Source organism: Streptomyces sp. NPDC012466 (genome assembly GCF_042955215.1).
Lineage (GTDB): Bacteria > Actinomycetota > Actinomycetes > Streptomycetales > Streptomycetaceae > Streptomyces.
In genome coordinates this window covers 237,957-263,698 of sequence record NZ_JBIBEQ010000006.1, presented here as the reverse complement: position 1 = coordinate 263,698, position 25,742 = coordinate 237,957, and the positions used below count along the sequence as shown (strand labels likewise).

Here is a 25,742-nt window from a genome sequence, read left to right as displayed (position 1 = left end):
GCGCGGACGTCAGCGTCCTGCCGTGAACTCCAGGAACTCCGACCAGGCATTGCCGGTGAACGACAGCCGGGCGCCGGCCTTGTTCTTGGAGTCACGGATGTGGATGGTGGGGGCGTGGGCGGATATGGCGACCTCGACGCAATCAGGACCGTCGTTGCTGCTGTAGCTGCTCTTGCGCCAGGCGAGTTCAGTGGTCACGTCTCGTCTCCCAGAACTTTCTCAATGAAGGCCAGGGACTCTCGGGGTGAGAGGGCCTGTGCCCGGATCATTCCATAGCGCATGTCGAGGATCTGGGCGTCGCGGGGCTCGCTGATCAGGCGGTTGTGCAGTTGGGCTTCGAAGTGCCCCAGCACCTTGCCGTCCTGGAATTTCAGGAGCCGAAAGGGACCTCCCATGCCCGCGTGGTCCTCCCGGTCCGTAGGCATGATCTGGATAGACACGTGCCTCAACTGGGCCACCTGCAACAGGTGTTCGAGCTGCTGGCGCAGCACCATTCTGCCCCCGACCGGCCGCCGTAGCGTGGTCTCTTCCTGGACAAAGGTGATGAGCGGTCGCGGCAGACGGTCGAAGACGGCCTTCCGCGCCATGCGGGCTGCGACGTGCCGCTCGATCTCGTCCTCCGTGTAGGCAGGGCTGCGCATGGCGTACAACGCCTGGGCGTACTCCGGTGTCTGGAGCATCCCGTTGATCTGATGGGTGTCATAAGCCCCGAGTTCGAGGGCTTCGTCCTCCAGCTTGGCGAGGTCCCGCACCTTCTTCGGATACCGGGCCCTCTCCACGTCCTCCCTCATCGCCGAGATCTTGCCGTCCGCCCCCAAGACCTCATCGGCCTTGTCGAGAAAGTCCGGCTTGGGGATGCGACGCGCCCGCTCGACGGACGACACCATCTCCTCGCCGTAGCCGATGGCCGAGCCCAACTCCCCCTGTTTGAGACCCGCGGCCTCGCGCCACATCTTGATCTGTCGCCCGACCGTCCTGAGCACGGCCGCCGCTTCCTCGTCCTCCACGCCTTCCCCCTCCTGCGTACGAGCCGTACGACCTCGTGACGTGTCCGGACAGTCACGTTCCGTACCGAGGTCGTCGCTGTTCAGAGTAGGGACGGGCGGCCACGCTGGGTGACATGAGCCAGAAATCCCTCGCCGGAATCAACGCCCCCGTACGTCACTTCACGCTCCAGCTGTCCGCCACTCGAAGAGGTGCCCGACTGGCTCGCCTGCTAGCCGAACGTCAGCTCGACGAGTGGGGCGAGTCCTACGAGGCCGCCGCGCAGGTGGTGGCGGAGCTGGCGTCGAACGCGGTGCTGCACGGACGTGTCCGGGGCAGGGACTTCCGGCTGGCGCTGAAGCTGCACGCCGACCGCACGCTCCGCATCGAGGTCACCGACGCCCGGGGCGACCGGGCTCCGCGGCCCTCCGGGGCAGTCGCGGACGACGCGGAGGGCGGGCGCGGGCTGCGGATCGTCTCGGCGTACGCGGACCGCTGGGGTGTGGTGGAGGCACCGGCTCACGGCAAGACGGTGTGGGTCGAACTGACCCTGGGCCGAGGGGACTTGCCGAGCCGCGCGGTCTAGGGTGATCCGATGGATGTGGGGGCGGTCTTGATTGCCGTGGCCGGTGTGGCGGGGACGCTCGGGGGAGCTCTGCTCACTCAGCGCGGGGCCGAGAAGGCCAAGCGGCGCGAGCTGGAGATGGCGCAGACGCTCCAGGAGGCGCGGGAGAGCCGTGAGTTGCGGCGGAGCTGCTATACGGAGCTGCATCGCGATGCGCGACAGTTCTGCACGGCGCTCAGCAGGCATCTCTACGTGATGCGCGACCGTACGCCCGGCGACGAGGACGTCCAGGCGCTGGAATCCGCGAAGGACACCTACCGCGACCGCTGGTCCGAGGCCCTGATGATCGCGCCGGACGGTGTGGTCGCCCCGGCACGCGAGGTGAATGGTGCCCTGAACCGGGTCTACGGCCAGGTCAAGCGCCTGGAGCAGGGGAATCCCCGGTCGGGCGAGACCCTCCGCTCGGCGGCCGAGGCGCAACACGGTGTCTGGCCGCTGATCGCCGACATGCGCGAGGCGATGCGCCGGGATCTGGGCGTGACGGAGGCCTCGGCAGCCGATCACGTGGCGGAGACGCCCTCCCACTACGGTGACTCCACCGCCGTGCTCCGCGACTTCGAGGAGCCGGATCGCACCCCGTGACGGAGATCGGCATGAACGACAAGCGCACGGCGTCCGAGGAGGCCGCTGAGGTCCGCCGGTTCTGGGACCGGCTCGGTCTTACCGGTCTGATCGACGTCCACACCCACTTCATGCCCGAGCGTGTCCTGCACAAGGTGTGGGACTACTTCGACTCCAACGGCCCGCTGGTCGGCGGGCTTGCGTGGCCGATCACGTACCGGAAGGAGGAGGCGGAGCGGGCGGCGCTGCTGCGGGACTTCGGCGTCCGGGCCTTCACCTCGATGCTCTACCCCCACAAACCCGGCATGGCCCGGTGGCTGAACGGATGGGCGGCCGACTTCGCCCGCCGCACCCCTGACTGCCTGCACACCGCCACCCTCTACCCCGAGCCGGAGGTGGAGACGTACGTCCGTGAGGCCGTCGAAGCGGGGGCGCGGGTGTTCAAGGCCCATGTGCAGGTCGGCGCGTACGATCCGGCCGACGAGCGCCTCGACCCGGCGTGGGGTCTGCTGGCCGAGGCCGGGATACCCGTGGTGATCCACTGCGGCTCCGGGCCCGCCCCCGGCAAGCACACCGGCCCCGAGCCCGTCGCGCGGGTGCTGGCGCGGCACCCGGGGCTGCGGCTGATCATCGCCCACATGGGCATGCCCGAGTACGAGGAGTTCCTCGACCTCGCCGAGCGGTTCGACGAGGTGCGGCTGGACACGACGATGGCGTTCACCGACTTCACCGAGGACTTCATGCCGTTCCCGCGCCGGGCCCTGCCCCGGTTCGCGGCACTCGGCGACCGCATCCTGTTCGGCTCCGACTTCCCCAACATCCCCTACCCGTACCTGCATCAGCTCCAGGCCCTGGAACGCCTGGGTCTCGGCGACGCGTGGCTGCGGGCCGTGTGCCACGACAACGCGGCCGCCCTGTTCACCCGGTGAGCTGCTCGCGCACCCACGCCGGATCGGGGTTGGTGTGCGGGCGGCCCGCCACGACGACGGTCGGCACCGTCTCGTCGCCCTGGTTGGCCGCGCGCACCGCCGCCGCCCCGGCCGGGTCCCGCCAGATGTCCACCCAGTGCAGCCGGCGGGCATCGCGGCCCAGGCGGATGCGCAGCCGCAGGCAGTAGGTGCAGCCCGGCCGCCAGTAGACGACCGGGCGGCCGTCGGCCGCGCTGCGTCGCTCCGCCTCCAGCGCGCCGACCGGACGGGGGAAGACCAGCGGCGACTGCGTGCCCGCGAGGAGGAGGAACACCAGGAGCAGGGCCACGGCCGCACCGGTGCTCCCGCTGAGGGCCAGCCCCGCCGCCCCGGCCGAGCCGCAGAGCAGCAGCACCACCGGCATGGTCCAGGCGCGCTTCATGTCAGCGAAGGGTAGCCGCCGTCCGACGCGCCCGGCTCAGCGGAGCCGGTCCACGAACGTGTCCGTGCCCGGCACCGTCGGGATGAACGGGGCCACCAGCTCCACCCTGCCCAGGCCCGACTCCGTCACCGCCGCGTCGAGGCCCGTGAACCAGGGGTCCCAGCACTCCCTCGGGTCCGTCCGGAGGAACCACAGCAGTGTCAGCCGGGTGTCGACGCCCTCGACCTGTTTGACATAGGTCATGCGGTCGCCGGGCAGGGGCGTCGGGCTGAAGACCGTCACCAGCGCGGCCGGGGAGTTCGCCAGGCGCTTGGGGAGGTGGCGGGTGCGCAGCCACTCCAGGAGGGAGGCGCGTTGCCCGGGGGTGTCCGCCTCGACGACCTGGAGGACCAGGCCCGCGTAGGGGTGGTCGAGGGCGTGGACGTCGCGGGGGCCGGCCGCTCCGTCGCGGTACACCGTCGCCTCGTGGTTCTGGAACGCCGTGAGGACGTGCGTGCGGTCGTGGTAGACGCGGGCGTCCCGGTTGAGACGCTTGTTGATGGCGACCGTCCAGCGCATGTGGTCGTCGTAGCGGCCGGCGGTGATCCAGTACGTGGAGAGGTAGCAGCCGGCGGTGACCGGCTGGGCGATCGCCGACTTCTCGGGGTAGCGCAGGAGCTGGAGGTCCCGTGTCGCCACCCAGCGGCGGCCCGCGTACATCCAGGGCATGGCCATCGCACCGGCGTAGTAGTGGTCGTCCTCGTACCAGCGGTTGTACGCGTACTCGTGGCCCGGGTGCGGCTCGACCATGGTGATGAGGGCGTGCCCGGGGTGGGTGCCGTAGGGGCCGACGGCGGCCAGTTCGGCGTACAGCTCGCTGCGGGTGTCCTCGCTCATGCCCTTCCCCTTCGTCGGCGGCTCGCTCATACTCTGACGCTCCGTCAGATGGAACGCCAGGGTTCCGGTCCGGGGAGGTCCTGCCATGTCACTGCTCGCGGGGAAGACGGTCGTCGTGTCGGGGGTCGGGGCCGGGCTCGGGCGGCGGGTCGCGGCGGCCGTCGTACGGGACGGCGGGCGGGCCGTTCTCGGGGCCCGCACGGAGGCGAGCCTGGCGAAGACGGCCGCCGAGATCGACCCCGGCGGGTCGTGCGCCGCGTACCGGGCCACGGACATCTCCGACGAGGCGCAGTGCGAGGCCCTGGCGGAGGTGGCGCGCGAGCGGTTCGGCGGGATCGACGCCGTCGTCCACGTGGCCGCGCTCGACGGCTACTTCGGAGGGCTGGAGGACGCCGACTTCGAGTCCTGGCGGACTGTGCTGGATGTGAACCTGCTGGGCACGCTGCGCATGACGCGGGCCTGTCTGCCGTTGCTGAAACAGGGCGGTGGATCCGTGGTGTTCGTCGGGACGCAGTCGGCGGTGGCCGCCCCCTCGCAGGTGCGGCAGGCGGCGTACGCGGCGTCGAAGGGGGCGCTGACGAGCGCGATGTACTCGCTCGCGCGCGAGCTCGGGCCGTACCGGATCCGGGTCAACACCGTACTGCCCGGCTGGATGTGGGGGCCGCCGGTGCGGGCGTACGTGCAGTTCGCGGCCCGTTCGGAGGGGGTGTCGGAGGCGGAGGTGCTGGGCAGGCTGACGGACCGGATGGCGCTGCCGGAGCTGGCGACCGACGGGGACGTGGCGGACGCGGCGGTGTTCCTCGCGTCGGACCGGGCGCGGGCGATCACGGGGCAGTCGCTGCTGGTGAACGCCGGTGAGCTGATGCGCTGACGGCGATTTCCAGCCACCCCTTGTGGTTCATGTACATAAACTGAGGTCACCTCACCGAACTATTTTACGTTCTCTTGACCTTCCCCTTGCTTGCCGTGCGCACGTCACCGAACCCAGAGTTCACATGCCTGACCCTGGCGGCAGCACCGTGGAAGGGGATTCATGAACGGTCTCGACTGGGCCGTGCTCATCGGCTACTTCGCCGTGATGGTCGCGATCGGCGTCTGGTCGCACAAACGCGTCGACAACGTCAGCGACTTCTTCACCGCCGGCGGCAAGATGCCGTGGTGGCTCTCCGGCATCTCGCACCACATGTCGGGCTACAGCGCGGTGATGTTCACCGGGTACGCGGGCATCGCCTACACCTACGGCGTCACGTCCTTCGTCACCTGGTCCTTCCCCATCGCCCTCGGCATCGCCATCGGGTCGAAACTGTTCGCCCCGCGCATCAACCGGCTGCGCTCCCGGCTCCATGTGGCCTCCCCGCTGGAGTACCTGAAGAACCGCTACGACCTCAAGACGCAGCAGGCGCTGGCCTGGTCCGGGATGCTGCTGAAGATCGTGGACGTGGGCGCGAAGTGGGCGGCGATCGCCACACTGCTGTCCGTCTTCACCGGGATCTCCCTCAACCAGGGCATCCTCATCACCGGCGCCATCACGGCGATCTACTGCACCATCGGCGGCCTGTGGGCGGACGCGCTGACCGAACTCGGCCAGTTCATCATCCAGTTGCTGGCCGGGGTGGCGATGTTCCTGGCGGTGTTCGTACGGCTCGACGACCACGGCGGCTTCTTCGGGGTCTGGGACTCGCCCGAGCTCCAGGGCCACGGGAAACCGCTGGTCGGCCCCTACGGCACGGTGTTCCTGCTCGCGTTCCTCTTCATCAAGCTCTTCGAGTACAACGGCGGCATGCTCAACCAGGCCCAGCGCTACATGGCCACGCCCAACGCCAAGGAAGCCGAGCGCTCGGCCCGTCTGTCGGCGATCCTCTGGCTGGTCTGGCCGCTGGTGCTGTTCTTCCCCATGTGGATGTCGCCGCTGCTGGTCGAGTCACAGAAGCCGGACGGCTCGGACTCCTACGCCCTGATGACCGAACAGCTCCTGCCGCACGGCCTGCTGGGCCTGGTCATCGTCGGGTTCTTCTCGCACACCATGGCGATGTGCTCCTCCGACGCCAACGCCATCGCGGCCGTGTTCACCCGGGACTGCGCGCCGGTGATCTGGGCGAGGGCCCGGACCTGGAACCAGAGCCAGGGCCTGCGGGTCGCCCGGATCGCCACGGTCGTCTTCCTCGGCCTGTCCATGGCGGCGGCGACCCAGGTCAACTCGCCCGCGTTCAAGGACATCATCACGGTCGTCATCAAGTGGGTGGCCGGTCTGATGGGCCCGATGGCGATCCCGATGATGCTGGGCCTGCTGCGCGCGTTCCGCCGCTCCGGCCCCACGGCGGCCCTGGTCAGCTGGTCGATGGGCCTGCTCGCCTTCTGGCTGGTGAACTACCCGATCAACTGGAACGTCGAGGGCGGCGTGCCGCTCCAGTACCAGGTGTCGATCCCGCTGGCGGTGTCACTGGTCCTCTACATCCTCGTGGGCTACATCAGGCCGGAGGACACACCGGAACGGCTGGCGATCATCGAGCGCATCAACACCGACGACGACGGTGCGGCGGCGGCCACGATCCCGGCACCGGCCGGCCCCACGGACGAGGTGGTCCGAACCGCCAAGGACTGAGCCCACGGCCCGGCTGGTCACGCTGAGCATCTGCCGGGCGGCCGCCCCCTTCAGCGGGAGCGTCCGCCCGGCGGCGGCACTTCGGGGTGGTCGGGCAGCCGGCGAGCCGGCCGCCCCGTCGTCGCCCAGTGCCGCGGACGAACCGCGCCGGAGATCCCATCGGGCGGCCACTCCCGTGGAGGGGGCATGCCGCCCGGCCCCATGTCGACGTACGAGCCGCGAACGGCCCGGGACGGCGGACCTTGCCGAGGGGGTTGCCGGGTGTTGCAGCCGGGTGTTGCACGGGCGCGCCGCGCGGTGATTCGGCTTTGCGGCGCGGCCGCCCCGGCGGCGTGTCGGAGTGCGGCGCGGGAGCGGTCCGGGGCGGCGGACCTTGCCGAGGGGGCTGCCGGGTGTTCACCGAGGATGTGCCGCGGCCGATGCCGCTCCGGGCGCGCTCAGGGGCGGGTGGGTGCCGGTTCCGGGGCGAGGCGGCGGGCGTTGCCGTCCGGGTGCCGGGTGCCGGGTGCCGGGTGCCGGGTGCCGGGTGGTCGTCCGGCGGGCAGGGTGGGGGGCCGACGGCTGGGCTGGGGGCCGGTCAGGCTCTCGGGTAGCGGGCGAGCCAGCCGGGGGAGGAGCCTCCCGGGCCGTGCAGGGCCGGGCCCTGGGTCATTTCCATGGCGAAGTCGTCGGCGAGTTCCAGGATGGTGGGGCGGCCCTCCAGCTCGGCCAGCCAGCCCGGCGGCAGCGCGGTCTCGCCGTGCAGGGCGCCGAGCAGACCGCCGGTCAGCGCACCGGTCGCGGCGGACGGGCCGTCGTGGTTCACGGCCAGACACAGCCCGTGCCGGACATCGGCCGCGACCAGCGCGCAGTACACCGCTGCGGCGACGAGCCCCTCCGCCGTACCCGCCCCGCTCAGCTCGGTCACGCGCTCCGGGCCGGGCATGCCCTGCCGTACCGCGCCCAGCGCGTGCTGGAGCGCGTCCGACACCGGCTGGTGCCCCGGCCGCGCGGCCAGTAGCGCAAAGGCCCGCTGCACGGCACCGTCGAGGCTCTCGCCCAGAGCCAGCGCGTGCACGATCACGGCGTACGCGCCCGCCGCGAGGGAGGCCGTGGGATGGCCGTGGGTCTGCGCCGCGCACTCGACGGCCAGCTGGACGACCAGCTGCGGCTCCCAGCCCACGAGCAGCCCGAACGGAGCGGACCGGGCGGCCGCCTCGGGCCCGGCCTCACCGGGGTTCTTCGGCGCCTCCGGCGTCCCCATGGTCTGGTCGCCGAGCCCCAGCAGCAGGGCGCGGCTGGGGTCCCGCCGCGCGTACAGCCACTCCTCCCGCGCCAGCCACCCGTCCTCTTTGCGCCGCTCGTCGGGCCCCCAGTCGCGCTGCGTGGCGGCCCAGCGCAGATACGCCCGGTGCAGATCGGTCGGGGGATGCCAGGCACCGGTGTCCCGCCTGACCTGGGCCCGGATCAGACCGTCGACGGAGAACAGGGTGAGCTGGGTGAGGTGCGTGACGGCGCCGCGTCTGCCGTAGGCGGGGGCCAGGTCCACCAGGCCCTCCGCCCCGTGCGCCTCCCGGATTCCCTCCAGGGTCAGCCCGTCGACCGGCGTCCCCAGCGCGTCCCCCACCGCCACGCCGAGAATGGTGCCCCGTACCCGGCTGCGGAAGTCCTGCTGCTCCGTACGGCCCCAGACGGCGCCGGCAGTCGCACCCACCTAGACCTCCCCAGGGCACCGTCCATACGTACGACAGCTCAGCACTGTAATCGAACGGGAACGGCGGGTTCAGAGGGGCGCGATCAGACGGAGCGCGGACCGGTCAGCGCAGCTCCTCCGGGCAGGGCGTGCCCCGCGGGAACTGGTACGGCGCCGCCAGGCGGTAGGTCCCGGCCTTGGGGGCCAGCAGCTCCGTCCACTTGTCGCCCTGCGCGTCCTCCTCCGTCTCCGCCAGGCAGCCGTTGACGTTCACGTACGTCTTCGGCTCGCCCTCGGGACGGTTCTTGGACTCCTCCGTCTCCTGCGGCGGCTTCAGGCTCTTGCCCTCCGCGTCGACGATGCTGAGCCACGGCGAGTACGGGACGCGGACCAGGATCCGGCCCGCCTTCTTCACCTGGAGGATCATCTCGCCCTGCTCGGCCCGGTCGACCACCGCGTTCGGCTCGGCCAGCGGGGTCGGGGCCGTCACCCTGAACAGCTGCCAGGTGTCGTTGCCCCAGATCTGGGTCAGATACGGCAGCCCGCGCCGCACCAGCGCCCGCTCCCGCTGGCCCCCGTCGCCGTCCGGCTCGCCCTTCGGCAGCACGACGTAGTGCACGGCCCAGCGCTTCAGCCACTCGTGGTAGTTCGCCGAGTTGAGCGTGTCGTCGTAGAAGAGCGGGTTGCGCTCCATGTCGGCCTGGCGGTTCCAGCCGCGGGCCAGATTGACGTACGGGGCGAGGGCGGAGGCCTCGCGGTGCGAACGGGCGGGGACGACCTCGACCCGGCCCTTCTCCGCGCCGACCTCCTGCAACTCGTTGACCAGCGGCGCGAGCTCACGCGACCAGGACGCCGCCGGGGCCGTGTGCACGATGTCGTCGACCGTCTTGAAGCCGATCCACACACCGAAACCGCAGAGCGCCACGACGGCCGCGTACCACTTGCGGCTGCGCGGCACCGTGAACGGCAGCGCGGCGACCAGCGCCACCCCGGCGAACAGCATCGCCAGACGCGTGATGTTCGAACCGATCTGGGAGCTGATCAGCCACACCAGCACGACCCCCAGGCCGTACACCGCGGCCGTCAGGCGGACCGTCTTCCACTCCTGCGGCACCAGCACGTAGGCGAGCACCGAGAACGCGAGCGGCAGCAGCACCGAGCCGATCATCATCGGCTGCGTGCCCGAGAACGGGAACAGCCACGCCGACACCGCCACCACCGCGCTGGGCGCCAGACCCAGCGCCCACGCGCCGGGCCGCCGCTTCTGCAGGAACAGCGCCACCGCCACCAGACCCACGAACAGGCCCGCGACCGGCGACGCCATGGTGGCCAGCGCGGCCAGCGGCGCCGCGCTCAGCGCCTTCGCCCAGCGCTTGTACCGCCACCGGTACGGCCAGCAGAACACGACGGCGACCGCGCCGAGCGCGAACATCATGCCCAGCCCGAACGTGACGCGCCCGGACACCGCGTTGCAGAACAGCCCGAACACGCCCGCCAGCGACGCCCACAGCGGGTTGCGGACCGAGCGGCTGCGCAGGAGGAGCAGGGTCAGCAGCCCGGCCGAGACCGTCCCCGCGATCATCATCGTCGTCCGCACACCCAGCACGGACATCAGATACGGCGACACCACGCTGTAGGAGACCGGGTGCATCCCGCCGTACCAGGCGAGGTTGTACGCCGAGTCCGGGTGCCGGCCGACGAACTCCGCCCACGCGTCCTGCGCGGCCAGATCGCCACCGCTGTTCGCGAACGTGAAGAACCAGAGGATGTGCAGCGCCGCGGCCAGGCCGGTGATCGACAGGACCGGATGCCGCAGCATGCGCTCACGCAGCGCCAGCACGGGGGCCGGCCACTCGAACCGCTCCCCGCTGTCTTCAGACGCGCCGGCGTCCGGCGCTTCCGGCACGCCTATTCGCGGGCCCGATACCGAGCCCGGATCGGTGTCGTCCGCGCGTGTCGGCTCCGCAGTGGCCACTCGAAGGCACTCCCCGTGTCCCGTCTTCTGTTCTCGGCTTCGCCGCCGCGCCGCCGCGAACGGCGACCTGTCCCGATTCGGGACGCTAGCACGCACCCCGCCGGGCAGCGCCCGGACGGGCCGTCACCGGCGGGGTGCGGTGGTGCGGGCTCGCGCCCCGGATCAGCCGAGCCGCGTGAGCTTGGCCGCGAAGCCCGGCTCCACCAAGTCCTTCTGGAGGGCGACCGGGACCTTCACGGCGCTGGTCGTGCCGTCGCCGACGGTGAGCGTGCCCACCTTCGCACCGGCCTTGGCCGTGTGCGGCAGGTCGTCCCCGGCGAACGTGAGCTTGACGGACAGGCCCGCCCAGCCGACGGCCGTGACGTCCTCGGTGACGGCGACCGGGGTGCGGCCGCCGAGACCGTCGTCGGCGTACCCGACGACGTCGCCCTTCTTCAGGATCGTCGCCGACTCCAGCGCGCCCTGCGCGGCCCGGATCAGCTTGTCACCCTCGTGGAGCGCGGCGCCCAGGATCGTGTTGTCCGGGCCGCCGGCGGGCTGGCGCACGACCGCGCCGATGATCCGGTGGGTCTCACCGTTCACGTCCTTCCGGGCCGCGAAGACGAGGTTGCCGAGCGCCGAGGTGGTGGTGCCGGTCTTGATGCCGGTGACGTCGTTGTAGCCGACCAGGCGGTTCCAGTTGTCGTGCTTCTTACCCTTGTAGTCGACGTACGACATCATCGTCGCGACCTCGCGGAAGACGGGCTGCTGCATGGCGGCCCTGGCGAGCTTCACCTGGTCCACGGCCGTGGAGACGGTCGTGTTGTTCAGGCCCGACGGATCGGTGTACGTCGTGTTCTTCATGCCGAGGTCCTCGGCGGCGTCGTTCATCTTCTGCACGAACGCCTTCTCGGACCCCGCGTCCCAGCGGGCGAGGAGCCGCGCCACGTTGTTCGCGGACGCGATCAGGATGCTCTCCAGCGCCTCCCGCTCGGTGATCTTGTCGCCCTTGGTGACGTCGACGGTGGATTCCTGCCCGGCGTCGGACTGGTCCTGGGCGGCCTGGTCGATCGGGATCTTCGGACCGTCCTCGCCGCTCTTGAGCGGGTGCTCGCGCAGGACGACGTAGGCGGTCATGACCTTGGCCACGCTCGCGATCGGGACGGGCTTCTGCTCGCCGGAGGACCCGAAGGTGCCGATGCCCTGGACGTCCAGCGCGGCCTGGCCCTGGGTGGGCCAGGGGATGTCGACCTTGCCGCCCTTGAAGGTGTAGCTGTCCTCGGCGGTGAGTTCGAGGGTGGGTGCGGGCAGCGGGCGCACGCTCTGCACGACCGCGAAGACGACCACCAGCAGCAGCACCAGCGGCGTCCAGATCTTCACCCGCCGGGCGGCCGTCCGCAGCGGCGTCTCCGGGGGCGGCGGCGTGTTCGTCAGCTCGGCGAGCAGGTCCAGCGGCGGCTTGGGCGGCAGCGGCTGCTGCGTGGTCCGCTCGGGGCCGACGGTGGGGACGGGCGCGGTGGCCTCGGCCGGGGCCGGCTTCTTGGCCGCCGGCTCGTCCAAGGGCTTCAGCGCGACGAACTTGCTGGTCCGCTCGGCATCCTTCTCGGGCGCGTCCTTGGTCCCGCCCCCGAGCTTCAGCATGGTGGTGGGCTGATCGACGGGCGGCCGCACGGCCTTGAAGACGGCGGTGGGCTGGTCGACGGGGCGTTCGGCCGGGGCGTCGTCGGTGTCGTCCTGCGACGCGGGCGTGGTGCCGCTGCCGGCGGCTCCGCCGGCCTTGGCCGTGCCGGACTCGTCCTTGGAGGCGCTGTCGGTGGGGGCCTTGGCGTCGGCGTCCTTGGCGTCGGGCGCCTTGGAAGCGGGCGTGCGGTCAGCGTCCTTGGCCGAGTCCTTGTCGCCGGCGTCCTTCGGCGAGGGCTTGGCGTCGGCCGGCTTCGGCGTGGCCTTGGTGTCGGCGGGCTCAGGCGCGTCCTGGGGGACGGCGTCCTCGGGCTCGGCCTTGGTGCCGGCGGGCTTGGCTTCAGAAGCCTTGGTGTCAGAAGCCTTGGTGTCGGCGGCCTTCGGCGTGGCCTTGGCCGCGCTGGGGATGCGCGGGTCCGTGGGCTCGGAGGCCTTGGCGCCGGTCTTCTCACCGGCCGTGGTGGTGTCCGCGCTGCCGCGCGTGGCGGAACGGTCCGCCTCGGGCTCGTCGGCCTCGTCCACGGCGTCCTGGGACGCCTCGCCACGCTCGGCCTCACGGCGGCCCGTGGCATCCGTGCCCGTGCCGCCCTCGGCAGATCCGTCCGCACGCTCGGCGTCCCCGGCGTCGGTGTCGTTCTCCGCGGACCCGTCCGCGGAACCGTCCGCACGCTCGTCCTCGGCGTCCGGGCCGGTCTCCGGCGCCCCGGTGGCCTTCCCGGCCCCCTGGTCCTCCGTGCCCGCCTCGGCGGGCCCGTCCGTGAGTTCGGCAGCCGTTCGGCCGTCCTCGGCGTCCTCGCCGTCGCCCTCGGCGGCGGCGGGCTTCTCGCCCCCGTCCGCCGAAGCGACCCACGCGGCCACCGCATCCCGCAGCCGTCCGTCACCGCCCCCGGCGCCGGAGGACTCCCCGGCCCCGGACCCCCCGGACCCCTCGGCGGAGCCGGACGCGCCCCGCTCGGCGTCGTCCTCGGTGTCCGAGCCACGCGCGGCGCGCTCGGTGTTCTCCGGTTCCTCGGCCGTCCGCGTGGACAGCACGCGGGTCGCCGTGTCGGCGGCACCCCGCGCCGAGGACCTCTCCGCGTCCCGGGCCACCGCGAGCCGCGGGTCGGCGGCTTCGCTCCTGGCCTCCGGAACCGGACTCGCGCTCCCCGACGTCTTTCGTGCCGACGACTCGCGCTGCTTCGACCTGTCGGGGGACTCGCCCGCCACCGATGCCTCCTCCTCGCGCCGCACTCCCCGCGTACGCGTACCGAACCGTGAACCGCCGCCCGTGACACCGCTCCGGCGCTGTCCGAACCATGTACCAGTGTCCTGTGTGCGGGCCAAACCCATCCGGTAGACGAGAACGACATACCTACTGGTTCCACTACGAACCGGTCACGCACCCTCGACAGACCAATGTGAGAGGGGTCACCCTGTCTTTCATCCACGCGGGGAGGCATGGATGGGCAGGAGCCGCAGAACAATTCCGGAGGAGCTTCTGCTGCTGGCGTTGGACCCGACCACGGGTACCACCGCACAGCCGCAGTCGCTCGACCTCGGTCTGGCCGGAGCACAGCTAGTGGAGCTGGCGCTGGCCGGACGGATAGCCCCAGACGGGGATCGTATCGCCGTGGTGGCACCACGGCCGACTGGAGATCCAACACTGGACTGCGCATTGGAGTTGCTGCGACGGCGTGGCGCTCCCGTGCGTGCCGTCCACTGGATCGGCGGGCCGCGTCTCGGGCTCCGCCAGACCTACCTCTCGCATCTGGAGCGGTGCGGCATGGTGCATGCCGTGGCCGGCCAGATGTGCGGAGTGCTGCCGACGACTCGCTACCAGGCGACGGACACCGAGATCAGCCGGGAGATCAGGGCCCGGCTGGACTCCGCGATCCGCACCGGCGTACCGCCGGACCCGCGGACCGCGGCGCTCGCCGCCCTCGCTCACGCGGTCGGCCTCGGCAAGCACCTGTACCCGGGCAACGAGGGGCGTTCCTCTCGATCCCGGCTGCGGGACCTGATCAGGCACGACCCCATGGGCGGCCTCGTCGCGCACGCGGTGATGGACGTCCAGAACGGCGCCGCGGCCCAGCCGCGCCGCAGCCCGGCACCGTCCGGCCGTCAGGCCGCCGGCGGAGCCAGGCCCGCACCGGAACCCGCCCGAGGCGTTCCGATGCAACCGCGTCACGGAACCATGGCGCGCGTCGCGGCCCACTGAGCCGCGCCGCGCCGGCACGACCTACGACCGGCACACGCACCACGGGACCCACGAGCCCGGTCACGGGAGCCGCTGTCCGAGCGGGGCGGAGAGAGCGCACACTCTCTCCGCCCCGCTCGGCGTGCCGTGCTGTGCCGAACTGGCGTGTACCCGTCGCATATCCACCGTTTCCCAGCGGTAGTAAGCACCTTGGTGGCAGTCTGCTCAGCAGCAGATACGCAAAGTAGAGGCACGCAGCCGGAGGTGCACGTCCCGTGGCGTCCAATGTCAATCCCACCGTCAGGCGGCGCCGGCTGGGCCAGGAGCTCCGCAGGCTCCGGGAGCTCAAGGGCATGACGGCCGAAGAGGTGGCCGAGCGGCTGCTGGTGTCGCAGTCGAAGATCAGCCGCCTGGAGAACGGGCGGCGCAGCATCAGCCAGCGCGACGTCCGCGACCTGTGCGGGGTCTACGAGGTCGAGGACCAGCGCATCGTCGACTCGCTGATGCAGATGGCCAAGGACTCCCGGCAGCAGGGCTGGTGGCACGCCTTCGGGGACATCCCCTACAGCGTCTACATCGGCCTGGAGACCGACGCCGAGTCGCTCAGAGTGTACGAACCCCAGATCATCACCGGCCTGTTGCAGACCCGTGCGTACGCCGAGGCCATCATCCGCGGCGGTTCGCCCGAGGCGTCGGAGGCCGACAACGACAAGCGCGTCGAGGTCCGGCTGCGCCGGCAGGGCCGGATCACCGCCGACACGGACCCGCTGCGGCTGTGGGTGGTCCTGGACGAGGCGTCCCTGCACCGGATCGTCGGCAGCCGGCCGGTGATGCGCGAGCAGCTGGAGCACCTCATCGAGATGTCGCAGCTGCCCCACATCACCGTGCAGGTCCTGCCGTTCGAGGTCGGCGCGCACGCGGGCATCAACGGCCAGTACTCGATCCTTGAGTTCGCCGACGCGGCCGATTCGAGCGTGGTCTACATCGAGGGCGTCACCAGCGACCTGTATCTGGAGAAGCCGCTCGACGTGCAGAAGTACACGGTGATGTACGAGCACCTGCGCGCCCAGTCGCTGAACGTCGACCAGTCCCGGCAGCTCATCGAGCGGGTGGCGAAGGAGTACGCGCGCTGACCTGACCTCGGGAGCGGACCTCCGGCGGGCAAAAGCGCGGGATGCTACACCCCTGACACGCCTGACTGGAAGTCTCCCCTGGAATATGCCATCCAGTCGAGTGAATGGCTGCTCCGGACGAGGAGGTTGGCGAGTAGCGTCGATCACGCCAACCACCAGCACCGGTTGGCGTAAACGCAACTGGCAACGGAGCGAACATGGCAATTCGTCTGGGCGCCACGGAAACGTGGACGACGTCCTCCTACACCAACAACAACGGCGCGTGCGTGATGGTCAGGTCGACCGTCGACGAGGCCCTGGAGCTCGGGGACACCAAGATCCCCGAGGGCCCCAAACTGGCGTTTCCCGCCGACGCGTGGAGCGCCTTCGTGGCCTCGGTCAAGGCCTGACCCCCGCGATCGACAGCACCACAAGCACCACCGACAGAGCCCTCTCGACCAGAATCGCCGTCCTTGCCGAGAGGGCTCCGCTTGTGCCCGGAGGACTCCGGGATCAGCTCACCGGGAACGCCACGTCACACACCGGGTCCCCCGGGCCCGTCGCCGCCCAGTCCGCGAAGTAGAGCTCCCGGCAGGGGCCGGTCGCCGTCAGTCCCTCCGCCGCCATCCACTCCTCCACCGCCTCGAAGGCGGCCAGGATCTGCGGGTGCGCCACCTGCGCCTTGGTGATCCTGGTGTACGCCAGCCGCCGGGCCGGCTCCACCCGCACCGCCGTCTCCCACGCCTTCCCCCGCCGCTCCGCCCAGGCCCGGGCCGCCGCCTCGTCGGCCACCGGCACGCACGCCTCCGCGGGGCCGTCGCTCTCCATCGACACCTCCGCGTGATAGGCGACGTACGGCACCCCGGCCACGCCCCCGCACTCCCGGGCCGCCTCCTCCAGCCGGCCCAGCGCCGCCCCGATCCACGCCGGCAGCTCGTCCGCCAGCGTGTGCCGCTTCTCGGAGATCACCACCTGGGCGGGCACCTCCACCGTCTCGACCGTGAACTTCCCGTACATCTCGGAGCTCCTCCCCGACAGCCGTCCACGGAGGTACTCGGCGAGCGTCCGCTGCCCCGCCACCCGCGCCTCGACGTCCGCCCAGTACCTGCCGAGCAGATCGGCGGCCGAGGGCCCGTCACCGGCCGCGACCACCTCGGCGATCCGGGCGAGCGGCATGTCCAGCTGCCGCAGCATGGCCACGAGCCGGGCCCGTTCGACCTGCCCGGCGCGGTAGTAGCGGTAGCCGGTGGCCTCGTCGACGTGCGCCGGCGCCAGCAGGCCCAGCCGGTCGTACAGCCGCAGCGCCTTCGCCGACAGGCGGGCGCGCGCGGCGAACGCCCCGATGGTGAGCAGCTCCAGGTCCCGTTCCGGTCCGTCCACCACGGCATCCTCCGTCATCGGGCGGCTCTTCCGCCCGATGACGAGAACACTCGGGCCTGACCCAGGGGCAAGGTCAACGCCCCGCCGGCCGCCTTCAGGCCAGCTGGGCCTCGATCGCGGCCACGATCTCCGCCGAGTCCGGCTCGGTCTGCGGCGAGAAGCGGGCGACCACCCGGCCGTCGCGGCCGATGAGGAACTTCTCGAAGTTCCAGCGGATGTCCCCGCTGTGCCCCTCGGCGTCGGCGAAGCCGGTCAGGCGGTCGTACAGCGGGTGCCGCCCCTCGCCGTTGACCTCGACCTTCTCGGTCATCGGGAAGGTCACGCCGTACGTCGCCGAGCAGAACTCGGCGATCTCGTCGGCGCTGCCGGGCTCCTGCCCCAGGAACTGGTTGCAGGGCACGCCGAGGACACTGAAGCCGCGCGCGGCGTACTGCTCGTGGAGCTTCTCGAGGCCCGTGTACTGCGGAGTCAGACCGCACTTCGAGGCGACGTTCACCACGAGCACCGCCTTGCCCGCGTACTGGGACAGGTCGGCGGAACCGCCCTGCAGCGCACCGATCTCGACATCGAGGGGAGAGGAACCGTTGGTAGTCGTCATGAGCAAGACCCTAGCTCCGCCGGCCGCCGGGCCGGGGGCGGGCCTCGGTGGCCTCCACCAGCACCTGACCCGCCGCCGTCCGCGAGTACAGCACCGACCTGCCCGCCCGCCGCCGCTCCACCAGACCGGCGTCCAGCAGCACCCGCAGATGCCGCCCGACCGAGCCGAGCCCCTGCCCGGTCACGGCGACCAGCTGGCTGGTGCTCAGGGGCGAGCCGAGCCGGACCAGCACACCGGCCCGGGCCGTGCCGAGCAGCGCGCCGAGGCTCGCGGGCACGGGCCTGCCCCCGGGGTCGGCCAGCGCCCCGGCACACGGGTAGACCAGCGCGTACCGGTCCGTCCCCTCCCACGCCACCCAGCCGATGCGCTGCGTCGTGATGGGCACGAACACCAGCTCGGCGCCGGACAACTCCCTCGGCGGGTACTCGTGCGCGTTGACCTGGAGCCGGTTCTCCCCGAGCCACTGCGTGCCCGGCCGCAGCGTGTCCAGCGCGGACGCCCAGCCGCCCCTGCTGACCTGCGCGGTCCGCGCGACCACATCCGCTTCGAGGACGCGCCGGCGCTGGGGCCAGTACGGCCGTACCGCCGTCGTCCAGACGTACGTGAGCAGGTCCGCGGCCCGCTCCGGCAGGTCGTCCCGGTGCAGCGGGGCCGGGACCGGGCCGCGCAGCGAGACGGTGAGGTCCGTGCGGGCCGCCGCCGGGTCGGCCGCCCGCACCCGTGCGACCCCCTGCTCGAAGGTCTCCCCGTCGCGCGGGGCGGGGGAGAGGAAGTCGGCCGTCCATTCCCGCCCGATCCCGGCGCTGATCAGCCGCGCGGTCACCGGGTCCCGCGCCAGCCGCCGCCGGTAGTCCGGCAGATGGGCGTCGAGCCACCGTCGCTCGCCCGGATGCGCCGCCTCGGCCGCCTGCAACAGCCGCAGACTCGCGAAGGCCTCGGCGAACGGCGAGATCATGAAACGGCTCCCGGCCAGGGTGTCGGCGTTGATCTGCCACCAGCCCACGGGCCACCTCCCTGGCGAGGTTTCGCGTCAGCGCGAAACAATAACCGCGAGCGCGGGGGCGCCGAAGACTCCGCCCCATGCGCAGTTACCGCGATCTGTTCCGCACACCCGAGTTCACCCCGTTCTTCCTCGCCGCGTCCGCGCAGACGGTCGCCCAGACCATGGGCGGACTGGCCCTGGGAACCCTGGTGTACCGGGCGACCGGGTCACCGCTGCTGTCCGCGGTGAGCATGTTCGGCTCGTCGCTGGTGCAGGTGCTGGGCGCGACCTTCCTGCTCTCCGCTGCCGACCGGCTGCCCCCGCGCGCGGCCCTCACCGCCCTGCCCCTGCTGTTCGCGGCGGCCACGGCCGCCCTGGCCCTGCCCGGTCTGCCCGTCTGGGCGATCTTCGCGCTCGTCCTCGCCAAGGGGCTGGTGGAGTCGGTGGGCGGGGGAGTGCGCTGGGGCCTGCTCAACGAGATCCTCCCCAAGGGCGGCTATCTGCTCGGCCGCTCGGTCTTCAACATGATGAGCGGCCTCATGCAGATCACCGGCTACGCGACCGGCGGCGCGCTCGTGGCCCTGCTGTCCCCCCGGGTGTCGCTGCTGGCGGCCGCCGCCCTGTACGCCATGGCGGCCGTGGTCGTCCGCCTCGGCCTGACCCGCCGCCCGCCCCGTACGACGGGCCGCCCCTCGGTGTCGGCGACCTGGCGCGCCAACGCGCTGCTCTGGTCCTCCCCGCCCCGCCGCCAGGTCTATCTGGCCCTGTGGATCCCCAACGGCCTCGTCGTCGGCTGCGAGTCCCTCTACGTCTCCTACGCGCCCGCCTTCGCCGGCACCCTCTTCGCCTGCGCCGCGCTGGGCATGCTGGCCGGGGACGTGCTGGTCGGCCGCGTCCTCCCACCGGGCCTGCGCCCCCGCCTGGGCTTCCCTCTCCTGCTGCTCCTCGCCCTCCCCTACGTGCCGTTCCTCCTGCACCCGGCGCTCCCCCTCGCAGCGGCCGCGGTCACGCTGGCGTCCGTGGGCTTCGGCGCGAGCCTCGTGCAGCAGGAACGACTGGTGGCCCTCACACCCGACGCGCTCACGGGCCATGCCCTGGGGCTGCACTCGGCGGGGATGCTCACGATGCAGGGGGTGGCGGCGGCGCTGGCGGGGTCACTCGCTCAACTGACCTCCCCGGCCGGGGCGATGACGGCGATGGCCGTGGCGTCGACGGGAGTGACGTTGCTGCTGATGGGCGCGGCGAAGCGGGAGGAGCTCAGGACGGCGCGCTGCTGAGGGGAGTCCGCCGAGCGGCTCCTGACGGGACGTCCACCGGGGCCTGTTGTCCGGATCGTCCCGGCGTCGCGGGGCTCGGGTCGGCTGGCAGGGGCCGAGCCTCACAGCCCCTGATCCAGACGACGGGCCCTAGTCGGCGCCGGGGACCGGGAGCGGCCCTGCTTCGACGAACACCTCGGGAACCTCGTTGTCCACCACGACCCGGGACAGCAGCACGGCCAGCCGGTCCCGCTCGGCGCCGCTCAGCCCGGACGGCAGGGCCTCCATGCGGCGGCAGGTCTCGGCGTAGAACTTCCGGGCGAGCGCGGCCCCTTCGTCCGTCAGGCCCACCCGCACGGCCCGTCCGTCGCGCGGGTCGGCCTCCCGCCGTACCAGTCCCCGCCGGACCGTCCGGTCCACCAGCCCGGTCAGGCTCGACTTCGCCAGCCCGAGGGTCCCGCCCAGCTCGCTCATCCCGTGGGGCTGCGGCATCAGCACGCACAGCAACTGCCCCTGCTGCGGCGTCAGTCCGTGGGCCCGGCTGGTCTCCGCGTACACACCGTCGACCAGGAACGCCGCGCGCACCAGCGCGGCGACCACCCCCACCTGCCCGGCTGCCCCGTTCCCCATCGGGTCAGGGTACCGACCGGTCAGTCCCGTGAGAGGAGGGCGGGTCACTCCTCCTCCGGGGCCTCGCCCTCGATGAGGCGTTCCGCGATGTCGTCGGCCCACTCCTGGGCCCAGCGGCGCAGTCCGGGTACGGCGGCGGCGTCGAGACCGTGGACGGTGAAGGCCCTGTCGTCCAGCCAGTCCGTGCCGGTCAGCCGGGCCTGGAGGTCGGAGAGGTCGAAGGCGTCGGGTGCGTGCCGCCGGCCGAGTTCCTCCAGCTCGGGGTGGCTCCAGCGGGCCGAGGCGGCGTGCACGTCGACCAGGTCGCGCGCGAGTCCCCGGTCGGCCAGGTCCCGCACCCGGGTGCCGACCAGGTCGTCGAGGGAGAGCGCCGGACCGAGCTCCGTCCGCACGGGCGGGCGCCACAGCATCTCCTTGTGGACACCGACCTCGCACTCCGCGCCGCTCGCCGCGTCGGTGACCAGGAACTGGGCGGACAGCGGCCCGGTCTCCAGGGTCTGCACGAGCCAGCCGCGCCCCACCAGCCCGGAGCGGACGGCGCCGGCGATGACCTCCATCGCGGCCGGGTGCTCGGTGGCCACGTCCACGTCCCGCCCGGCCCGCTCCACGAGGCCGTGCGCCAGCACCGCGTGGCCGCCGGCGAGGACGAGGGAGTAGTCCTCACCCACCGCCAGCAGATCACCGACAAGCCGACCGGCGGGCTCGGAGACGGGGGGAGGGGCGGACATGCCCTGATTATCGCGTGGGGACGCTGAGGGGCTGAGGTGATCGGCCCGGACGGGTGACCGGGGGTGCCTACGGCTTGCGCCCCACACCGCAGTACGCGTCCACGGCGGCACCGGAACCGGCGTCGCCGGAAGCCTCCGGTCGCCACTCGGGCACCCGCACGACCCCCGGCTCGGCCAGGTCGAGACCCTCGAAGAATCCGGCGATCTCGGCGACCGTACGCACGTGGTACGGCACGGCCCCGCTCGCGTTGTACGCATTCGACGCGGCGATCATGCCCTCACTGGTCGCGGTGCTGTCGCTGATCACCAGGTGGCTGCCGGCCGGAAGCCCGGCCATGAGCCGCCGCACCAGTTCGCGCGCCTGCTCGTAGTCGGCGACGTGACCGAGGGTGTTGAGGATCATCAGGCCGACCGGCCGCGACAGGTCGAGCGTGCCGGCGGCGGCCCTGAGGACGGCCTCGGGGTCGTACAGGTCGGCGTCCAGATAGGCGGTCCTGCCCTCGGCGGTGCTGGTGAGCAGCGCGTTGGCGTGGGCCAGCACGATGGGGTCGTTGTCCACGTAGACGATCCGGGCGTCGGGTGCGACGCGCTGCGCCACTTCGTGGGTGTTGTCGGCGGTGGGCAGGCCGGTGCCGACGTCCAGGAACTGCCGTACGCCCCGCTCACCGGCCAGGTATCCGACGGCCCGCCCCAGGAACCGGCGGCTCGTGACCGCCACGTCGACGAGCCCCGGGAAGATCGACTTGATCTGGTCGCCGAGCTCGCGGTCGACCTCGTAGTTGTCCTTGCCGCCGACGAAGTAGTTCCAGAAGCGGGCCGAGTGCGGCGTGGAGGTGTCGATACGGTCGCGCAGCCTGTCAGCGGACACGGCGGGGCCTCCTGGGGGGTGGGGAAGAGGGACCGCCCACCAACCTAGGAGAACGTCCAGGTGGAGTACGGATGTTGCGCCACCCGCCACCCGCCCGGCGTGGAGTTTCGGCCACGGCCCCGGTGCTACACCCCGCGAGAGGCGAAACCGCCCACGTCTCCGCCGGCCTCGTGCCCGTGGCGCTGGGTGACCAGCCAGAACGCCCACGCCAGGGACCACAGCAGCAGCCCGGCGGCGACCGGCGTACCGAAGATGATCAGCAGCCCGCCCCCGATGTTGGCTCCGATGCTCCCCGCGGTCAGGATCCGCCACCCCACCCCGGCCATGAGCCCGAGCACGACCAGCGGCCCGAGCACCCCCCACCACCGCAGGTCCATCACCCCGCGCAGCGAACCCCGCACGAGCACCGCCGCACCGGCCACCGCCAGCGCCAGCGCGAGCCCCCCGGCGACCGCGGCCACGCCGTCCCCGATGTCCCACGGCTGGAACGCGTAGTCGAGCTCACTGGCCGGCAGCCCGTTGTAGTTCTGCTGCCCCATCAGCCCCCAGGCGGCCACAGGCACCCCACTGACGAGCGCGGCCCCGGCCGCCACCATTCCCCGATGTCTCATACACCCAGGATCGAGGAACGGGGCGGGTCCGTCATGAGCACGCGTACTCAAGTACGACGGACACCAGGGCGCTTGAGCCCGCCTCGCGGTGCGGGTGAAGTCCGCGTACGCGAGGTGGGCGCCGGACGCCGCCCGTTCCCGCAGTGCGTCAACCGGCGTCCCCCTGAGCTGTCGGTCCCGTCGCGTAGGGTTCCCGCCATGGCACTCTCCGACATATCGCGCGTCGAGATCGAGAAGGCGATCGAGGAGTGTGACCGGCTCGGTCGGGACGCCTTCCTGAAGACGTACCGGTTCCGGCGTGCGCGTCGCTATCTGCTGGTGCACGAGGGCGGACAGTACGACTCCAAGGCGATCGTCGGCGCGGCACACGGCTTCCTGCCCGGTGAACGCCCTCTGACTCCTGACACGCCGGGCTTCTCCGGCGGCGCGGAGCACGCGGCCCGCCTCCTCGCGCGCCTCGGCTTCGACGTCGTGACGGAGGCCGGGCCGGACGAGTTGACCCACGATGAGCTGGTCCACCGCATCACCCACCTGAAGGTGAACCGCCGGAGCCTGTACAAACCGATCGCGCTGCTGTGGGCCGTAGGGCGAGCACACCGCGGCGAGCCCCGGCTCCTTCTCTGGCCCGAGACCGAGGAAGCGCTCGAGCTCCTGTTGCGAAGGCACGGACTGAGGGGAGAGCGCCCGCGCCCGGACTACCCGATCGCGTCTCTCCGCCACGACGGGATCTGGGAGTTGCGCAACTACACCGATCCCGTGACCACCGCCCACGGTGACGCGGGGGTGAAGCGCTGGTTCACCGAGAACCAGCCGCTCGGTGGCCTCGCCGAGCCCGTGTACGACCTGCTCCGGCACTCCACCGTGACCCGTCTCGCCGTGGTCGACGAACTCGTGGGCACCTTCTTCGAGGACCTCGACGCGACCCCGCTCCTCATCGACGTGGGCCTGGGCGAGAAGGACCCCGCCGAACCGCACACCGGGTCCGGCGCCGCTCCGGAGCAGTGGCTCCTCACCGCCGCCGAGTACGAGCGCGGCTGCAGGTTCGTCGAGGAGCGGGAAGCGAAGACCCATGGCCGCCGCCGCACCGGCGCCACCCACCGCCCGATCCGCTCCCGAACCGCCCGCTACCTGGTCCTGAGCCGCAGCCAGGGCCGCTGCGAGAATCCGGGCTGCGCGGGTCAGCCGGCCGATGTGACCGACGACGCCCACCCGATCCTCGAGGTCGACCACGTCGTGGACCTCACCCGGGGCGGCCGGGACCACCCGAGCCAGATGGTGGCACTCTGCCCCAACTGTCACGCGGTGAAGACGCGCGGCCGCACCCGGGAGGCGCTGCGCGAGATCCTGCTCAGGGTGGCGTCGGAGCGGCACGCGGACAGCGGCGGTGGAGCCGCCGCCCCCCAGCCGTCCATCTAGAACCGCCCCTGGGGCGCGACGGCCTCGGGGCCGTCGCGCCCGGTGTTCAGGAGGGGGCCACCGCGCGGCCCGTTTGGGGGGAGATCGTTCCCGCGCACAGGCCCCGGGATGCCAGGGTCCGGGCGATGCGCGGGATGGCCGCGAGGGTGTTGGCGGGCCAGTCGTGCATGAGGATGATCTGGCCGTTGGTGAGGCGGGCGACGGACTGGACGATCGCGTCGGTGCTCGCGCCGTTCCAGTCCTGGGAGTCGACGTGCCAGATGATCTCGGTGAGGCCGTAGCGGGCCGCGACCGACTTCACCGTCGCGTTGGTCTCGCCGTACGGCGGGCGGAACAGCTTCGGGGTGCCGCCTCCCGCGTTCGCCACGGCCTGCTGGGTGCGGGAGATCTCGGAGTCGATCTGGGCCTGGCTCAGCCGGGTCAGGTGCGGGTGGGTGTAGCTGTGGTTGCCCACCCACATGCCCGCGGCGACCTGGGCCCGGACCAGGGACTGGTTGGCGGCCGCGTTCTGGCCCTGGTTGAACATGGTGGCCCGCAGCCCGTTCTGCCGGAGGGCGTCGAGCAGCCTGGTGGTGGTGCCGGACGGGCCGTCGTCGAAGGTGAGCCCGACGTATCCGGTGCAGGCGGTGGTCCGTGCCGGGGCGGCGGTGGCCGTGAACGTGGCGGTGGCCGCCGTGGTGAGGACCGTCAGGGCCGTGACCAGGGCCCGGAGGGGGAGGCGCGCCCTCGTCGTCACGGTCACGAGCGCACGGTGATGTTGGAGCTGCCGCTGCTGCGGTAGCCCTCCGTCGCCATGATCATGTAGTACTTGAAGCTGCCCATGGGCATCCCGGCCCGGGCCCACGCGTCGAAGTGGTTGCCGGTCGTGATGGTGCCGCCCGTCCGCTTCGACTGCCGCACGCTCCAGTACTGGTCGAAGGTGCGCGTGCCCTCGACGGACGGGGCGTTGTACCGCGTCGTCTTGTAGATGTCGTACGTGCCGCCGTCGCTGGTGACGGTGCCCTTGTACGTGCCCGTGGGCCGGTAGGTGCCCCAGTTGTCGACGATGTAGTACTCGACGAGCGGGTTCGCCGTCCAGCCGTAGAGGGTCAGGTAGGCGTTGCCGGACGGGTTGAACGAGCCCGAGTAGGTCACGGTGCGGCGGGCGCCGGTGCTCCAGCCCTTGCCGGCGACGAAGTTCCCGGTGTTGCGCCATGAGGTGCTGTAACTGCCGCCGGACGCCAGATTCATGGAGACCGTTCCCGGCGCGTCCGTCCAGAACGAGTAGTAGTAGCCGTTGTTGGTGCCCGTCTGGTTCGTGGTGACGACGGTGTCGGCGTGAGCGGTGCCCGGCATGGTGAGGGCCGCGGCCGCGACCAGCAGCATCGTGCAGACGCTGCTGAGGAGCAGCCGCAAACGGCCGGATGACTTGTCCATGAGGTGCTTCCTCCATGTCCTCGTGGGGTGGGTCGATGGGGGAGCTCTGTCATCCGGGAGTGTTGGCCGGGCCCTGTCAACTGTCAATAGTTTCGGCGATGGATGCGAAATGTTCGGTTCCCTCTGCGGGATGGCATCCGTGACTTTCTCCTGCTCATGCGAAGGTTGTTCGTTGCGACGGGTCAAGTTCCGCGGATCTGCCCGCCCTTCAGGTGCGGAGGGCGGGGCTCCGCTCAACGAATGTTTCGGAATCCTTCCGGAGGGA

26 protein-coding genes are annotated in these 25,742 nt (G+C 71.7%); 10 read left to right on the top strand and 16 right to left on the bottom strand.

Annotated elements, in window-relative coordinates; translation table 11 throughout:
• Positions 1-9 precede the first annotated feature (9 nt).
• Together ACFY9E_RS23260 and ACFY9E_RS23255 are read right to left on the bottom strand one after the other, a co-directional pair.
• Positions 10-198 carry a DUF397 domain-containing protein gene (locus tag ACFY9E_RS23260; protein WP_390987174.1) on the bottom strand — a complete coding sequence of 63 codons (189 nt, stop codon included), beginning with the start codon at positions 196-198 and terminating at the stop codon, positions 10-12.
• Positions 195-1,007 carry a Scr1 family TA system antitoxin-like transcriptional regulator gene (locus ACFY9E_RS23255; protein ID WP_390987172.1) on the bottom strand — a complete coding sequence of 271 codons (813 nt, stop codon included), beginning with the start codon at positions 1,005-1,007 and terminating at the stop codon, positions 195-197. The genes ACFY9E_RS23260 and ACFY9E_RS23255 overlap by 4 nt, the downstream gene beginning before the upstream one ends.
• A 113-nt stretch (positions 1,008-1,120) precedes the next feature.
• Between ACFY9E_RS23255 and ACFY9E_RS23250 the strand changes: the two genes are divergently transcribed.
• Genes ACFY9E_RS23250 through ACFY9E_RS23240 form a run of 3 tightly spaced genes read left to right on the top strand, consistent with a single transcriptional unit; the run spans position 1,121 to position 3,099 of the window.
• Positions 1,121-1,570 carry an ATP-binding protein gene (locus ACFY9E_RS23250; RefSeq protein WP_390987170.1) on the top strand — a complete coding sequence of 150 codons (450 nt, stop codon included), beginning with the start codon at positions 1,121-1,123 and terminating at the stop codon, positions 1,568-1,570.
• Positions 1,571-1,606: 36 nt separating this feature from the next.
• Complete coding sequence (locus tag ACFY9E_RS23245; RefSeq protein ID WP_390987616.1) at positions 1,607-2,191, top strand: hypothetical protein; 585 nt, start codon at positions 1,607-1,609, stop codon at positions 2,189-2,191.
• An 11-nt stretch (positions 2,192-2,202) separates the two neighbouring features.
• Entirely contained in the window at positions 2,203-3,099 is an 897-nt protein-coding gene (locus ACFY9E_RS23240) for an amidohydrolase family protein (RefSeq protein ID WP_390987169.1), read from the top strand.
• On the opposite strand, the gene ACFY9E_RS23235 is transcribed toward ACFY9E_RS23240, so the two are convergent.
• Together ACFY9E_RS23235 and ACFY9E_RS23230 are read right to left on the bottom strand one after the other, a co-directional pair.
• Positions 3,089-3,520: a glutaredoxin domain-containing protein gene (locus ACFY9E_RS23235; RefSeq protein WP_390987167.1), complete on the bottom strand. Its 432-nt coding sequence runs from the start codon at positions 3,518-3,520 to the stop codon at positions 3,089-3,091. The genes ACFY9E_RS23240 and ACFY9E_RS23235 overlap by 11 nt on opposite strands.
• 36 nt (positions 3,521-3,556) lie before the next feature.
• Positions 3,557-4,396 (bottom strand): hypothetical protein, encoded by an 840-nt coding sequence (locus ACFY9E_RS23230; RefSeq protein ID WP_390987165.1) that lies wholly within the window; start codon positions 4,394-4,396, stop codon positions 3,557-3,559.
• Between the two features lie 85 nt (positions 4,397-4,481).
• Between ACFY9E_RS23230 and ACFY9E_RS23225 the strand changes: the two genes are divergently transcribed.
• Both ACFY9E_RS23225 and ACFY9E_RS23220 read left to right on the top strand, forming a co-directional pair.
• The gene (locus ACFY9E_RS23225; RefSeq protein ID WP_390987164.1) at positions 4,482-5,267 is read left to right on the top strand and encodes an SDR family oxidoreductase; all 786 of its coding nucleotides are present in this window, start codon (positions 4,482-4,484) and stop codon (positions 5,265-5,267) included.
• A gap of 162 nt (positions 5,268-5,429) precedes the next feature.
• Positions 5,430-6,998: a sodium:solute symporter family protein gene (locus ACFY9E_RS23220; RefSeq protein WP_390987163.1), complete on the top strand. Its 1,569-nt coding sequence runs from the start codon at positions 5,430-5,432 to the stop codon at positions 6,996-6,998.
• A 577-nt stretch (positions 6,999-7,575) separates the two neighbouring features.
• Here the strand turns inward: ACFY9E_RS23220 and ACFY9E_RS23215 are convergent.
• The 3 genes from ACFY9E_RS23215 to ACFY9E_RS23205 all read right to left on the bottom strand — a co-directional run bounded on the left by ACFY9E_RS23215 (position 7,576) and on the right by ACFY9E_RS23205 (position 13,510).
• Positions 7,576-8,691, bottom strand: coding sequence for an ADP-ribosylglycohydrolase family protein (locus ACFY9E_RS23215; protein ID WP_390987162.1), 1,116 nt, complete (start codon positions 8,689-8,691; stop codon positions 7,576-7,578).
• A 103-nt stretch (positions 8,692-8,794) separates the two neighbouring features.
• Entirely contained in the window at positions 8,795-10,645 is a 1,851-nt protein-coding gene (locus tag ACFY9E_RS23210) for an MFS transporter (RefSeq protein ID WP_390987160.1), read from the bottom strand.
• 162 nt (positions 10,646-10,807) lie between these two features.
• Positions 10,808-13,510, bottom strand: a complete 2,703-nt coding sequence (locus ACFY9E_RS23205; RefSeq protein WP_390987159.1) for a D-alanyl-D-alanine carboxypeptidase — start codon at positions 13,508-13,510, stop codon at positions 10,808-10,810.
• Positions 13,511-13,745: 235 nt separating this feature from the next.
• On the opposite strand from ACFY9E_RS23205, the gene ACFY9E_RS23200 reads away from it, so the two are divergent.
• From ACFY9E_RS23200 to ACFY9E_RS23190, 3 genes are all read left to right on the top strand, one after another.
• A complete protein-coding gene (locus ACFY9E_RS23200; RefSeq protein ID WP_390987157.1) occupies positions 13,746-14,501 on the top strand; it encodes a GPP34 family phosphoprotein in 756 nt (251 codons plus the stop codon).
• Positions 14,502-14,755: 254 nt separating this feature from the next.
• Positions 14,756-15,613, top strand: coding sequence for a helix-turn-helix transcriptional regulator (locus ACFY9E_RS23195; protein ID WP_283972006.1), 858 nt, complete (start codon positions 14,756-14,758; stop codon positions 15,611-15,613).
• Positions 15,614-15,810: 197 nt separating this feature from the next.
• On the top strand, positions 15,811-16,002 hold the full coding sequence (locus ACFY9E_RS23190) for a DUF397 domain-containing protein (RefSeq protein ID WP_102912542.1): 192 nt from the start codon (positions 15,811-15,813) through the stop codon (positions 16,000-16,002).
• Between the two features lie 103 nt (positions 16,003-16,105).
• Here ACFY9E_RS23190 and ACFY9E_RS23185 read toward each other — a convergent pair whose 3' ends face one another.
• From ACFY9E_RS23185 to ACFY9E_RS23175, 3 genes are all read right to left on the bottom strand, one after another.
• Positions 16,106-16,990 carry a MerR family transcriptional regulator gene (locus tag ACFY9E_RS23185; protein ID WP_390987154.1) on the bottom strand — a complete coding sequence of 295 codons (885 nt, stop codon included), beginning with the start codon at positions 16,988-16,990 and terminating at the stop codon, positions 16,106-16,108.
• Between the two features lie 76 nt (positions 16,991-17,066).
• A complete protein-coding gene (locus tag ACFY9E_RS23180) occupies positions 17,067-17,570 on the bottom strand; it encodes a glutathione peroxidase (protein ID WP_390987153.1) in 504 nt (167 codons plus the stop codon).
• Between the two features lie 10 nt (positions 17,571-17,580).
• On the bottom strand, positions 17,581-18,573 hold the full coding sequence (locus ACFY9E_RS23175; protein ID WP_390987151.1) for an ArsR family transcriptional regulator: 993 nt from the start codon (positions 18,571-18,573) through the stop codon (positions 17,581-17,583).
• Positions 18,574-18,650: 77 nt separating this feature from the next.
• On the opposite strand from ACFY9E_RS23175, the gene ACFY9E_RS23170 reads away from it, so the two are divergent.
• A complete protein-coding gene (locus ACFY9E_RS23170; RefSeq protein WP_390987148.1) occupies positions 18,651-19,829 on the top strand; it encodes an MFS transporter in 1,179 nt (392 codons plus the stop codon).
• Positions 19,830-19,958: 129 nt separating this feature from the next.
• Here ACFY9E_RS23170 and ACFY9E_RS23165 read toward each other — a convergent pair whose 3' ends face one another.
• The 4 genes from ACFY9E_RS23165 to ACFY9E_RS23150 all read right to left on the bottom strand — a co-directional run bounded on the left by ACFY9E_RS23165 (position 19,959) and on the right by ACFY9E_RS23150 (position 22,645).
• Positions 19,959-20,438 carry a MarR family transcriptional regulator gene (locus ACFY9E_RS23165; RefSeq protein WP_390987145.1) on the bottom strand — a complete coding sequence of 160 codons (480 nt, stop codon included), beginning with the start codon at positions 20,436-20,438 and terminating at the stop codon, positions 19,959-19,961.
• A 44-nt stretch (positions 20,439-20,482) separates the two neighbouring features.
• Complete coding sequence (locus tag ACFY9E_RS23160) at positions 20,483-21,166, bottom strand: hypothetical protein (protein WP_390987142.1); 684 nt, start codon at positions 21,164-21,166, stop codon at positions 20,483-20,485.
• A 67-nt stretch (positions 21,167-21,233) separates the two neighbouring features.
• Positions 21,234-22,034 carry an SAM-dependent methyltransferase gene (locus ACFY9E_RS23155; protein WP_390987139.1) on the bottom strand — a complete coding sequence of 267 codons (801 nt, stop codon included), beginning with the start codon at positions 22,032-22,034 and terminating at the stop codon, positions 21,234-21,236.
• A gap of 125 nt (positions 22,035-22,159) precedes the next feature.
• Entirely contained in the window at positions 22,160-22,645 is a 486-nt protein-coding gene (locus ACFY9E_RS23150) for a hypothetical protein (protein ID WP_390987137.1), read from the bottom strand.
• Positions 22,646-22,843: 198 nt separating this feature from the next.
• Here ACFY9E_RS23150 and ACFY9E_RS23145 point away from each other — a divergent pair, with 198 nt between their 5' ends.
• A complete protein-coding gene (locus tag ACFY9E_RS23145; protein ID WP_390987135.1) occupies positions 22,844-24,061 on the top strand; it encodes an HNH endonuclease in 1,218 nt (405 codons plus the stop codon).
• Between the two features lie 46 nt (positions 24,062-24,107).
• On the opposite strand, the gene ACFY9E_RS23140 is transcribed toward ACFY9E_RS23145, so the two are convergent.
• Positions 24,108-24,797: a polysaccharide deacetylase family protein gene (locus ACFY9E_RS23140; protein WP_390987615.1), complete on the bottom strand. Its 690-nt coding sequence runs from the start codon at positions 24,795-24,797 to the stop codon at positions 24,108-24,110.
• Between the two features lie 2 nt (positions 24,798-24,799).
• Positions 24,800-25,477 carry a glycoside hydrolase family 11 protein gene (locus tag ACFY9E_RS23135; RefSeq protein ID WP_390987133.1) on the bottom strand — a complete coding sequence of 226 codons (678 nt, stop codon included), beginning with the start codon at positions 25,475-25,477 and terminating at the stop codon, positions 24,800-24,802.
• Between the last annotated feature and the right edge of the window lie 265 nt (positions 25,478-25,742).